A 12800-nucleotide genomic window follows, 5' to 3' on the forward strand; every position below is an offset into this window, starting at 1 on the left:
TACACTTACCTGCATAAAGGAGGATTTTTTTGTTACAAGTACTCTATATTTTCATCCCGATGCTTGCTGCAATTTTTGTGCCTTTTATATATAAAAGCATTAAAAATATTCACACAGGCTGGTTTGTTCTTGCAGTACCTGCTACACTCGCCGTGATTTATGCTACTTATATAGCGAGAGTTGCAAAAGGCGAAGTATTTTATGATGGGATTCCATGGATACCATCACTTGATATTTCTGTTGTATCTTATTTAGACGGACTTAGTTTATTATTTTCATTACTAATTACTGGAATTGGCTCACTTGTTGTGCTTTACTCCATTTTCTACTTAGATAAACATAAAGAAAAACTACATAATTTTTATGTTTACTTATTACTATTTATGTCCGCTATGCTCGGTGTTGTACAATCAGACCATTTAATTACTTTGTACTTTTTCTGGGAATTAACATCTATTTCATCGTTCCTATTGATTGGTTATTGGTACACACGCGATGCTTCTCGCTTCGGTGCACTAAAATCGATGATGATTACCGTTTTTGGCGGCTTAATGATGTTAGGAGGATTTATCCTTCTTTATTTAATGGGTGGAACATATTCAATCCGTGAACTTATTGCAATGGCACCAAACTTAGTGCAACATCCGTTATTCATTTGGGCCCTTATATTATTGCTGTTTGGGGCGTTTACGAAATCTGCACAATTCCCATTTTATATTTGGTTACCGGATGCAATGGAGGCTCCGACACCTGTCAGCGCATATCTTCACTCTGCAACAATGGTAAAAGCAGGTATTTACTTAGTTGCTCGCTTTACACCTATTTTTGCAGCTTCTGAACTTTGGATTTGGCTTGTTACAGGGGTTGGTCTGCTAACGCTCTTCTGGGGTTCGTTCTTTGCAGTAAAGCAAACCGATTTAAAAGGTATTCTTGCCTTTTCTACTGTCAGTCAGCTTGGGCTAATTATGTCATTACTAGGAGCTGGTGCAGTTGCATTTCATGTAAATGGAGCAGCAGATTCAATGTTTAAATATGCAGCTTTTGCAGCCATTTTCCACTTGATTAACCATGCAACATTTAAAGGTAGCTTATTTATGATTGCTGGGATTATCGATCATGAAACAGGTACACGCGATATACGTAGACTTGGCGGATTAATGAGCATCATGCCTCTTAGTTTTACGGTTGCGGCGATCGGTAGTTTTTCAATGGCAGGATTACCACCATTTAATGGCTTCCTAAGTAAGGAAATGTTTTTAACAGCTATGTTATCACTTCAGAATTTCGAATTTTTCGGCTTTGATACATGGGGCGTGCTGTTCCCAATTGTTGCTTGGATTGCGAGTATTTTTACGTTTATTTACAGCTTTTACTTTGTTTGTAGAACATTTACAGGAAAATATAAACCAGAACTTTACGCTCATAAACCACACGAAGCTCCGATAGGCATGCTTATATCGCCGATGATTTTAGCATCATTAGTGGTGATTATTTTCTTCATTCCGAATCTTATTGGTGATACGTTTGTGAAGCCGGCTGTACAAGCTATTCAGCCGTTTTTATATAATGCACCTGAAGATATCAACATTCACGTGTCAGCTTGGCATGGCGAAATTACACCAGAATTAGTTATGACAATTGGCATTGTTATTATAGGCGTCTTATTATTTGTTGCCTTACCTAAATGGCAAGGCATCTACAAGCTATTCCCGCGTGCTCTTACGTTCAATAATGCCTATGACCAAATGATGCTTGCTTTAGATATAGGGTTAAATCGTGTATCACGTCTTTATATGACAGGGTCTATGCGTCACTATCTACTGTATATGTTTAGTGGCATCACAGCGATTTCAATTGGAACCTTATTTGTAAAAGATGCCTTTTCACTATCTTTTGAAGGTACAGCACCAATTCGCTCATACGAACTAATTTTAATTGTCGTGTTAATGATTGGAACAGCGATCACAATTTTTGCAAAATCACGACTGACAGCAATTATTGGACTAGGCTCTGTCGGTTATACTGTTGCATTATTCTTTGTTATTTTTAATGCACCTGATTTAGCGTTAACTCAACTAGTTATTGAAACCATTTCGGTTGCGTTATTTTTATTGGCGTTTTATCATCTTCCGAAGCTTGGCAAGCGCGAAGAACGCATGCGCTTTCAATTAAATCGGGCGATTATTTCAATCGCAGTTGGTGTGATGGTGACACTTATCGCTTTATCTGCACATTCGCAAAAACTTGTGCCGACCATCTCAAAATATTATGAAGAAACCGTTTATTCTAAAGCGGGTGGCGGTAATATTGTCAATGTGATTTTAGTAGACTATCGTGGCTTTGATACATTATTTGAAATTACAGTATTAGGTATTGCAGGTATGGCAATTTTAGCAATGATTAAGCTGCGTATGAATAGAAAGGAGAAACCACATGAAAACAAATGATGTGATTATACAATTTACAGCTAAAATTGTATTCTTCATTATTTTCTTCTTCTCCATTCATATCTTCCTAGCTGGTCATTATACACCCGGTGGCGGCTTTGTCGGGGGGCTTTTAACATCCAGTGCCATTGTACTGTTAGTCCTTGCCTTTGATTTAAATACAGTGCGAAATGTTTTACCGATAAACTACACGTATTTAACGGCTACAGGCTTATTATTGGCATTTGCGACAGCCGCATTCCCGATGTTTTTAGGAAAACCATTTTTTACACATTTCTTTGATTATTTCGAATTGCCGCTTCTAGGTAAGCAGTCTTTGCACACAGCAATGCTGTTTGACAGCGGTGTTTACTTGGTTGTTGTTGGCGTTACGATGACCATTATTCAAACGATTGGAGAGGATGAATAATGGAAATAATTATGGCGTTTGTCATTGGCTTTCTGTTTATGGCAGCGGTTTATTTAATATTATCGAAAAGCTTATTACGCATTATTATTGGTACGGGACTTTTAAGCCATGGTGCCCATTTACTTATTTTAACAATGGGTGGATTAACAGGTGAGGCACCCCCTGTTTTAAAAGAAGGAGCCAAAACGTTCGCTGATCCTTTACCGCAGGCATTGATTTTAACTGCGATTGTTATTAGCTTCGGTGTAACGGCTTTCTTCCTAGTACTTGCCTATCGCTCCTATCAAGAGCTTGAGACAGATGATATTAGCTTAATGAGAGGAAGTGATGAGGATGAATAACTTCCTTTTACTGCCAATTATCATTCCGTTCTTCTTCGGTATGATTTTAATGTTTGGGCAAAAAAATTTAAAATACCAGCGTTCGTTTGCTTTACTGGGCATCCTACTTGCTTTTGTTTCAGCCGTTTCGCTCTTACTAAAAGTTAAAAATGATGGCATTCAGAAAGTCACGTTTGGCAATTGGCCAGTACCATACGGTATTACAATGGTTTCTGATATGATGTCAGCACTGTTAGTAACTACATCATTACTCATTGCATTTTTTGTTGTCTGGTACGGCTTTGGCTCTATTACAAAAGAGCGTGAACGCTTTTTCTATTACCCTGGTATGATGTTTATTTTAACTGGTGTAAATGGTGCCTTTACCACAGGAGATATTTTCAACTTATTTGTATTCTTTGAAGTACTCTTAATGGCGTCGTATTTACTCATTGTGCTAGGTGGAGAAAAAGGACAACTGAAAGGCTCCATTAAATATATTTTAATTAATGTTATTTCTTCTGCTTTGTTTGTTATTACGGTAGCCTACCTTTACTCGGTTGTGGGTACACTAAATATGGCAGACATCGCAGTAAAGATTAGCGACATTCATCAGCCAGGTATTATAACCGTAATTGCTGTTTTGTTTTTAATGGTTTTTGGACTAAAAGCAGCCATATTCCCACTTTACTTCTGGCTTCCAACTTCTTATGCTGCTGCACCTATTCCCGTGTTAACACTTTTCGGTGCACTGCTTACTAAAGTTGGCGTTTATGCGATTACGCGCACATACACATTATTTTTTGTACACGATTTATCGTATACACATGATTTACTAATGGTGCTAGCCATTGGAACAATTATTGCTGGCTGTATCGGCGCACTAGCCTATTTCGATGTCAAGCTCATTATTATTTACAACATCGTGATTGCAGTAGGTGTCATTTTGTTTGGTGTTTCCCAAATGAATGAAATGGCGCTAAAGGGCGCAATGTTCTATTTGATACATGACATGCTTATAAAAGCAGCCCTCTTTATGTTAATTGGTATTGTCATCTACATTACCGGTACATCAGATTTACGTAAAATGGGCGGTCTTATGAAAACATATCCTGCTCTTGGATGGTTCTATTTAATTGCTGCCTTTGGTTTAGCTGGGATTCCTCCACTTAGTGGTTTCGTTGGAAAGCTTTTAATTGTGCAGGGGGGCTTTGAGGCTGGCAGTATGTGGAGTAGTATCTTTATTTTAGCCTCCTCTTTACTTGTCCTACTGTCGGTTATTCGTATTTTCCTATATGCCTTCTGGGGAGAGGAAAAGGAAACTAAGGGAACTGTCGATAAAAAAGTCTATACTACACTTTTTGTGCCGACTGTCCTATTAGTGCTTATTACCGTTGCCTATGGTGTTGGTTCGGAATGGATGACACCATTTATGAATGATGCTGCAAAACTTTTAAATGACCCATCTATTTATATAGATGCTGTAATGAAGGGAGATTAGAGCTATGGCATTTCAAATTATTTTAAATTTTGCTCTTGCCTTCGTTTGGATGTTCCTTTCATCTAATTACACAGCAACAGGCTTTATAGTAGGCTTCATCCTTGGTATTGTATTGCTCGTCATTATGAGAAGATTTTTCTTTACACGTCTCTATTTATTTCGAGTATGGGCAATTATTAAACTCACTGTACTCTTTTTCAAGGAATTAATATTAGCCAATATTCAAGTATTGAAAGTTGTATTAAAGCCCAAGCTGGACATGCAACCTGCCTTCTTTGCTTACCCAACTGTATTGAAAGAAGACTGGGAAATTACATTACTATCAAGTCTCATTACATTAACTCCTGGGACTGTTGTAGTGCATGTTTCAGATGATGCTAAAACATTGTTTGTCCATGCTATTGATATTAGTGATGTAGATGATGCCATTGCATCCATTCGCGACTCTTTTGAAAAAGCTATTTTGGAGGTGAGTAAATCATGATGACGTTTATTATTGCAGCGATCGTAGTGATTTGCTTATCGATGATTGCAGTGATTTACCGTATGGTGAAAGGACCCTCTGCATCAGATCGTGTCGTAGCACTTGATTCCTTAGGTGTATCACTTATTTCTTTAATCGCGTTATTTTCAGTTTTAGTGGAAACAAGCTTCTTCCTAGAAATTGTTTTATTATTAGCGATATTATCATTCATCGGTACTGTTGCTTTCTCTAAATTTATAGAGAAAGGAGATATCATTAAACGTGACAATTCTCGCTAATACATTAGTTATTTTATTTATTTCGATTGGTGTAATATTTATCGTTGTAACAGCTATTGGGCTGATTCGATTACCTGATTTGTACACACGGGCACATGCCGCATCTAAAAGTGCCACACTTGGTGTTATGTGTGTGTTGGTAGGTGTATTCTTTTATTTTTGGCTGATCGAGGATCATTTTAACCCACGTATTTTATTAGGTATTTTGTTTCTATTCATAACTGGACCTGTAGGAGGACATATTATGACTCGTTCCTCCTACATAGCAGGTGTTAAGCCATGGAAAGGAACCGTACGTGATGAACTAGGGCCAGAAATTGAGAAAATGAAAAAAGAACAAGGTATCAAATAACCAAAGTTGAGACAAAAATGAAAAAGTGTTAGATTGACTACAATCAATCTAACACTTTTTTGCTATATCTTTGTCTGTTACTGTCGCTGTTTCTCCTGCCCAATCATTGCTCTAGGGCAAACATTGAAATTGTTTGAGTGACTGGCACGCTTTAAATATAGCCTTTATCCGTTAGAAACGTTGTTAACTGCTCTACACAGTCCTCAATAGAATAGCGTTCAGTATCCAAAATAAATTCGGGATGTTCAGGTTCTTCATAGGGCGCACTAATACCTGTAAAATTAGCAATTTCCGCATTGCGCGCTTTTTTATATAGACCTTTTGGATCGCGTTGTTCACATGTTTCTACGGAGCATTTCACATACACTTCTAAAAATTCCCCCTCTTCCACTAGCTGTCGAACGACTTGACGATCTTGTCGATAAGGTGAAATAAAGGCTGTGAGTACAATTTGACCACTCTCCACAAAAAGCTTAGAAACTTCCCCGATACGTCGTATATTTTCCTTACGGCTCACTTCGTCAAAGCCTAAATCATTATTTAAGCCATGTCTTACATTATCACCATCTAATACGAACGCCTGATTACCTCGCTCAAATAATGTACGTGCAAACGCATTTGCTACGGAAGATTTTCCTGATGCCGATAATCCTGTAAACCATAAAATAAAGCTGTGATGTTTGTTTTGCGTGCGACGCTCTGTTTTCGTAATAGAAGCTTCATGCCATACGATATTAGAACTCATTTTAATACCTCCTTACGCATGCCTTTTATTAGTACATCGACAACCTCTTTACGGCTAAATGTACTTGGAGGCACTTCTCCATTACGGAGCATTTCCCGGACTTTCGTTCCTGATAAAATTACATGTGATGCACTATCATGCGGGCAAGTTTTTGTAGTTGCCATGCCTTCACATCGAGTGCAATAAAAACTATGTTCAAACTTTAAAGGCACAATCCCAAGTTCATCTTCGGTAAATTGTTCAAAGATTTTTTGCGCATCATATGTGCCATAATAGTCCCCTACACCTGCATGGTCACGTCCAACAATAAAATGGGTACAGCCGTAATTTTTCCGCACTAGTGCATGGAAAATGGCTTCCTTAGGCCCTGCATAGCGCATAGCCGCTGGGAACACACCTAATTGCACACGACTTTGAGGATAGTAATTTTCCAAAAGCACTTCATAACTCTCCATACGTATAGCAGCAGATACATCATCCGACTTCGTTTCACCGACTAATGGATTTAAAAATAAGCCATCAATTGTTTCTAATGCCGCCTTTTGAATATATTCATGCGCACGGTGAACAGGATTACGCGTTTGAAAGCCCACAATTGTTTGCCACCCTTTGTCTTTAAACAACTGCCTTGTTTCTGTTGGATCAAATGAATAAGTAGGGAATATTTGCTCTAGACGCTTAATTAACGTAATTTGACCACCAACATATATCCCCTGCCGTTCATGTAACTTTTTCACTCCAGGATGGGCTAAGTCTTGTGTACCGTAAATAAGTAGTGCCTCTTTTTGCTTATCTGGTTCATATATATCCTCAATATGAATCACACCATAGACATCATTACCATAGATTAATTTTGCTTCATCACCTGGTTGTAAAGTTGCTGCTACTGCCTGATCAACAGGAAGTGTGATCGGTATACTCCACACAATGCCAGAGGCCAACCTTGTATGTTCAACAACAGATTCATAATCTTCTTTAGTTAAGAAACCGTCGATTGGGCTATACCCTCCAATTGCGATTAATTCTAAATCACTTAACGCAATGGTATCCAAAACAATCTCCTTCTCAATATGTACTACTGATTTTTGTGGATTATAAGCTTGCACTAAAGTGCCGCCATGTGGTTGTAAACTCATTCAATATTCCCCCTATTTTTATTCAAATACTATGTTTTATATTTAAATGCCTTCACCTGCATCGTATATTGAGCGTTCTTCTTCACGCATTGTTCGCATTAAACTAATAGCACCAAGCGTTCCGATTATAACGCTCCCCATAATGACGATGGCATATAAATCTTTCTCCATAAATAACTGAATTAGACTATAAGAAATCGCTAATGAAAAAATGGGTGATACAATCCAAATACACATGATTTTCTTTACGATATGTTTATGAAAAATTTGTTTACCGCTTTTCGCCATTCCTATACCAATAATAGAAGAGGAAGTTACTTGCGTTAATGGCACAGGTAAGCCAAACAATGAACTAATACCAACAAGCAAGGCACCTGTAGTTGAAATAAGAATGCCTTCAGCTTTTTCAAAACGCACTATCTTTTTGCCATTTGTTTCGAGTACACGTCTTCCTAGCAACAACGCCCCTAGTGCAACAAAAGCACCGCCTAGCCAAATACCCTTTGTCACCGTAATCATACCAGCACCAACAAGTGGGCCTACTGCATTGGCAACATTATTCATCCCTGCTGAAAAAGCTTCGAAAAATCCAGCAAATATGAGTAGCACTGTTAAAATTGGGTGGTTTTTCAAAAAGCTCTTCCCTTGAAATTTATACAGTACTTTGCCAACTATAAAGGCAATGACAAACGCTATAACAGGAACGATTACCCAAAAGGCCATAATCACGAGCAATGATTTGACATATAGCACGCGGTAGGCAATTCCTACACCTACGACCGCTCCGACGGTTACTTCACTCGTCGATAAGGGAATGCCTAACAAATTGGCAAGAAACAACGCACTTGTCGCAGAAATTAATATAATGATGACGATTTTCACAGTAATATACTGTTGTGGCATAATCCCTGAACTGATAGTCTTGACAACTTCACCGCCACCCAATATAGCGCCTGCCAAAACCCCTACCGCACAAATTAACAATGCATGCCATGCTTTTTTTATAGCGCCTGCCCCATAAGCAACACCCATGGATGCTGCTGCACCACTTGCCCCAATATTCATTGCAAAAAATAAACTTATAGCTATTGCAATATATTCCAGCATGATTTAAACGCCCCTATTCATGTAACCCACATTCAGTTTTACCCGTTCCTTGCCATCTACCTGCACGTAAATCATCCAACGTAAATGCAGGTTGTGTGCAGTGTTCACAGCCAATACTCGGATAGCCTTGATCGTGTAATGGATTGTACGTTAAATTATGCTTGGAAACATAACGCCATATATCTTTCCATGACCAATGAATAAGCGGGCAAATTTTAATGGATTTAAATTTGTCATCACGATTGATAAAATTTGTCTGTTGCCGAGTTGGCGATTGTTCTCTGCGCAACCCTGAAATCCAAGCTTTTGCTCCTGATAACGCCTCATGTAACGGCTTTATTTTTCGGATGTCACAGCACTGATTAGGATTGGACTTCCATAATTCATCGCCATATTGCGCCTTTTGCTCCTCAAGTGTCAGCTTAGGCTTTTGCAGTATAATCGTTAGCTGCGGATAGTTTGCTTTTACTCGTTCAATCGTGTCATACGTTTCTTTGAAATGGACATCTGTGTCTAAAAAAACAATCGTAGCATTTGGCTTTACTTTTGAAATCAAATCAATCAACACAATTCCCTCAATACCAAAGCTACACGCATATACAATCTCATCGCCATATTGTGCATAGCTCCAGCGTAACACCTCAAGTGCACCCTTATAGGATTCATCCACTTCAAAATTAGTCGTTGGCTCCTGCCAAGTTGCATACGTTAACATAAAATCCCCCTCGAAACATTTTCGGATATAGAAAAAGGCGTTTTAACAACAGATACAATAATGCATTGTACCTTCGTTAAAACGCCTCTAGTTTGACTAGCCAGCATATATGATGATTGTAAACTAGTAATCTTGTACCTCATTCAACAATCACTTTTCTTATTACCCAATATATACTAAATTACACCTAGTAGTCAACTAGGTTTTGTAAAAATATAAACATATTTAAAGAATTTCATTTTGCACCTCTTTAAACTGTCACTATCGTTATATACAAATAATTTTATTCATAAAAAGAGTCTTTTGCTACTCGTTACTGGACTTAGGGAAAAACCTATCTAAAATTTTAAATATTTTTCAATTCCTTGTTGACTAATAGGAAATATATGTTTAATGTGGTACTAAGCTAAAAAACAAAACATGCTGATCAGATTATCTGAAGGCCATCTCCTTAACATGTGTTGATACATGTTGAAGAGATGGTCCTTTTGCATTTTGTAAGAAAAAGGAGAGATTTTCAATGAACAAAAGAAAAACTATTTTTCAAACAATTGTACTCTTATCAGGGTTAACAATTATGTTAACAGGATGTAATAGCACGTCCAAAGATAACAATACAACTTCGCAAGACACACAAAAAACAGTTGAGTTACTAAATGTATCTTATGATCCAACACGTGAGCTTTACGATGAATTTAATCAAGACTTTATCGCGAAGTGGAAAAACGAAACAGGTCAAGAAGTAAAAATTCATCAATCACATGGTGGCTCGGGTAAACAAGGGCGTGCGGTTATTGATGGTCAAGAAGCCGATGTTGTCACATTAGCACTTGCTTACGATATTGATGAAATTGCCCAAGCTCGTAGTCTACTAAACAAAGACTGGCAAACAGAATTTGAAAATAATTCTACACCCTATACTTCTACCATTGTTTTTTTAGTAAGAAAAGGCAATCCAAAAGGGATTCAAGATTGGGATGATTTAGTAAAAGACGATGTCTCAGTCATAACGCCAAACCCAAAAACTTCAGGTGGTGCCCGTTGGAATTACTTAGCCGCATGGGGCTATGCAGCGAAGTTGTATAACAATGACGAGAAGCAAATAAAAGATTTTATGAAGGCTTTGTATCGCAATGTAGAGGTACTTGATTCTGGTGCTCGCGGCGCCACGACTACCTTTGTTGAAAGAAAAATTGGTGATGTGTTAATTGCCTGGGAAAATGAAGCTTATTTATCACTTAATGAATTAGGGAAAGATGCATTCGAAATTATTACACCTTCTTTAAGTATTTTAGCAGAGCCTCCTGTAGCAATCGTTGACAAAATTGTTGATAAAAAAGGGACGCGTAAAGTCGCAGAAGCATACCTACAACATTTATATAGTGACATCGGTCAAGAGATTGCTGCGAAAAACTACTATCGACCACGCAATGAAGATATATTAGCAAAATACCAAGCGCAATTCCCTAAGCTTGAACTTATTTCCATTGAAGACTTTGGGGGTTGGACAGAAGCTCAGACAACACATTTTAAAGATGGTGGTACATTCGATGAAATTTACGTTCCACAATAAGGAGGCATATGATGACTAGCCTAACATTTAAAAAGAAGCCGGCTCGTGTTATTCCCGGCTTCCACCTTTCACTTGGTTATACGATGCTCTACGTAAGCTTGCTTGTACTCTTACCTTTAGCAATGATTTTCATTCAGACAATGTCGTTAAGCTGGGCAGAGTTTACCGCAATTGTCACCGACCCTCGAGCAATTGCCTCTTATAAGTTAAGCTTTGGCACTGCACTTGCTGCTGGTTTAGTAAACGTTGTGTTTGGCACCATTATCGCTTGGGTACTCGTACGCTACCACTTCCCGTTTAAACGTATTATTGACGGTCTTGTAGATTTACCATTTGCTTTACCTACGGCAGTAGCAGGTATTGCTTTAACATCGCTATATGCACCAAATGGCTGGATTGGACAGTTTTTCAATTTTAAAATCGCCTTTACACCACTCGGTATTATAATTGCTCTAACATTTATCGGTCTTCCATTTGTTGTGCGTACTGTGCAACCTGTTTTACAAAATATTAGTGTAGAAGTTGAAGAAGCCTCAGCAAGTTTAGGGGCTACACGTCTGCAAACTGTATGTAAGATTATTTTCCCTGAACTTGCACCAGCCATTTTGACTGGCTTTTCATTAGCCTTTGCACGTGCATTAGGGGAATACGGTTCAGTTGTCTTTATCGCTGGTAACATGCCGATGAAGACAGAAATTACACCGTTAATCATTATGACAAAGCTTGAACAATATGACTATGCGGGTGCCACGTCTATTGCCGCTGTTATGCTAATTACATCCTTTGTCTTATTATTTACGATTAATCTTATTCAATGGCTAGCAAATCGCCGCTTTATACATTAGGAGGTATTTATGGATCAGTCTACGATTATTGAACCTTTGGCTCCACAAACACGGATTGTAGCAGCAAAGCCCGCTGCCTTACAGGAGCCTCGCTTCTTTCGTTATGTATTAACATTTATTGCACTGGCATTTTTAGCATTTTTTATCGTTCTCCCCCTCGTATCGATTTTTATTACGGCCTTTCAAAAAGGGGCAGACGTCTACTTTGCAGCAATCGCACATCCAGATGCTTTAGCTGCTATTCAGTTGACCTTAACAGTAGTAGCCATTGTCGTTCCTTTAAATGCCATTTTCGGCATTATGGCTGCTTGGGCATTAACGAAATTCAATTACAAAGGTAAAAATTTATTATTAACAGTAATTGACTTACCTTTTGCTGTATCGCCCGTTATTGCAGGCTTAGTATTTATCTTGCTATTTGGTGCACAAGGACTATTTGGAGATTGGCTATTTGCTAATGATATTAAAATTGTTTTTGCCTTACCTGGCATTGTGCTTGCGACTATATTTGTAACATTGCCTTTTGTTGCACGTGAGCTTGTCCCGTTAATGCAAGCACAAGGGAACGCTGAAGAAGAGGCTTCGATTTCTCTTGGTGCAAATGGCTTTAAAACCTTTTGGTATGTAACATTACCCAATATTAAATGGGGATTATTTTATGGTTTGATTTTATGTAATGCACGTGCCATTGGTGAGTTTGGAGCAGTTTCTGTCGTCTCGGGTCATATTCGAGGCATGACGAATACTATGCCGCTTCATATCGAAATTTTATACAATGAATACCAATTTTCAGCAGCTTTTGCTGTTGCTTCATTGATGAGTGTGTTAGCGATTATTACGCTAGTTATAAAAGATATTGTTGCATGGAAATCGAAATCAATTTAAAGG

General features: G+C 38.2%; 14 protein-coding genes. 10 read left to right on the forward strand and 4 right to left on the reverse strand.

The window, feature by feature from the left end; translation table 11 throughout:
- The first annotated feature begins 29 nt into the window (after nt 1–29).
- From I5435_RS17740 to mnhG, 7 genes are read left to right on the forward strand one after another with little or no spacing between them, the layout of a single operon-like run.
- Entirely contained in the window at nt 30–2447 is a 2418-nt protein-coding gene (locus I5435_RS17740) for a Na+/H+ antiporter subunit A (RefSeq protein WP_337982682.1), read from the forward strand.
- Nucleotides 2434–2856 carry a Na(+)/H(+) antiporter subunit B gene (locus I5435_RS17745; RefSeq protein WP_024364872.1) on the forward strand — a complete coding sequence of 141 codons (423 nt, stop codon included), beginning with the start codon at nt 2434–2436 and terminating at the stop codon, nt 2854–2856. Before I5435_RS17740 ends, I5435_RS17745 begins: the two co-directional genes overlap by 14 nt.
- On the forward strand, nt 2856–3197 hold the full coding sequence (locus tag I5435_RS17750; protein ID WP_024364871.1) for a Na(+)/H(+) antiporter subunit C: 342 nt from the start codon (nt 2856–2858) through the stop codon (nt 3195–3197). The genes I5435_RS17745 and I5435_RS17750 overlap by 1 nt, the downstream gene beginning before the upstream one ends.
- The gene (locus I5435_RS17755) at nt 3190–4677 is read left to right on the forward strand and encodes a Na+/H+ antiporter subunit D (protein WP_108030981.1); all 1488 of its coding nucleotides are present in this window, start codon (nt 3190–3192) and stop codon (nt 4675–4677) included. Before I5435_RS17750 ends, I5435_RS17755 begins: the two co-directional genes overlap by 8 nt.
- Before the next feature lie 4 nt (nt 4678–4681).
- Complete coding sequence (locus I5435_RS17760; RefSeq protein WP_024364869.1) at nt 4682–5161, forward strand: Na+/H+ antiporter subunit E; 480 nt, start codon at nt 4682–4684, stop codon at nt 5159–5161.
- Entirely contained in the window at nt 5158–5439 is a 282-nt protein-coding gene (locus tag I5435_RS17765; protein ID WP_024364868.1) for a Na(+)/H(+) antiporter subunit F1, read from the forward strand. Before I5435_RS17760 ends, I5435_RS17765 begins: the two co-directional genes overlap by 4 nt.
- A complete protein-coding gene (gene mnhG, locus I5435_RS17770; RefSeq protein ID WP_337982683.1) occupies nt 5423–5791 on the forward strand; it encodes a monovalent cation/H(+) antiporter subunit G in 369 nt (122 codons plus the stop codon). Before I5435_RS17765 ends, mnhG begins: the two co-directional genes overlap by 17 nt.
- A 151-nt stretch (nt 5792–5942) precedes the next feature.
- Here mnhG and cysC read toward each other — a convergent pair whose 3' ends face one another.
- Genes cysC through I5435_RS17790 form a run of 4 tightly spaced genes read right to left on the reverse strand, consistent with a single transcriptional unit; the run spans nt 5943 to nt 9494 of the window.
- Entirely contained in the window at nt 5943–6536 is a 594-nt protein-coding gene (cysC, locus tag I5435_RS17775) for an adenylyl-sulfate kinase (protein ID WP_025220383.1), read from the reverse strand.
- Entirely contained in the window at nt 6533–7672 is a 1140-nt protein-coding gene (gene sat, locus I5435_RS17780; RefSeq protein WP_024364865.1) for a sulfate adenylyltransferase, read from the reverse strand. Before sat ends, cysC begins: the two co-directional genes overlap by 4 nt.
- Nucleotides 7673–7714: 42 nt before the next feature.
- Nucleotides 7715–8776 carry a sulfate permease gene (locus I5435_RS17785; protein ID WP_024364864.1) on the reverse strand — a complete coding sequence of 354 codons (1062 nt, stop codon included), beginning with the start codon at nt 8774–8776 and terminating at the stop codon, nt 7715–7717.
- A gap of 16 nt (nt 8777–8792) precedes the next feature.
- Nucleotides 8793–9494 (reverse strand): phosphoadenylyl-sulfate reductase, encoded by a 702-nt coding sequence (locus I5435_RS17790; RefSeq protein WP_024364863.1) that lies wholly within the window; start codon nt 9492–9494, stop codon nt 8793–8795.
- Between the two features lie 520 nt (nt 9495–10014).
- On the opposite strand from I5435_RS17790, the gene I5435_RS17795 reads away from it, so the two are divergent.
- Genes I5435_RS17795 through cysW form a run of 3 tightly spaced genes read left to right on the forward strand, consistent with a single transcriptional unit; the run spans nt 10015 to nt 12797 of the window.
- Nucleotides 10015–11067, forward strand: a complete 1053-nt coding sequence (locus tag I5435_RS17795; protein ID WP_024364862.1) for a sulfate ABC transporter substrate-binding protein — start codon at nt 10015–10017, stop codon at nt 11065–11067.
- Between the two features lie 11 nt (nt 11068–11078).
- Nucleotides 11079–11912, forward strand: a complete 834-nt coding sequence (cysT, locus tag I5435_RS17800; protein ID WP_024364861.1) for a sulfate ABC transporter permease subunit CysT — start codon at nt 11079–11081, stop codon at nt 11910–11912.
- Nucleotides 11913–11921: 9 nt separating this feature from the next.
- Nucleotides 11922–12797 carry a sulfate ABC transporter permease subunit CysW gene (gene cysW / locus I5435_RS17805; RefSeq protein ID WP_337982684.1) on the forward strand — a complete coding sequence of 292 codons (876 nt, stop codon included), beginning with the start codon at nt 11922–11924 and terminating at the stop codon, nt 12795–12797.
- Nucleotides 12798–12800: the final 3 nt, after the last annotated feature.

The organism is Lysinibacillus sp. C5.1 (assembly GCF_016350185.1).
Lineage (GTDB): Bacteria > Bacillota > Bacilli > Bacillales_A > Planococcaceae > Lysinibacillus > Lysinibacillus sphaericus.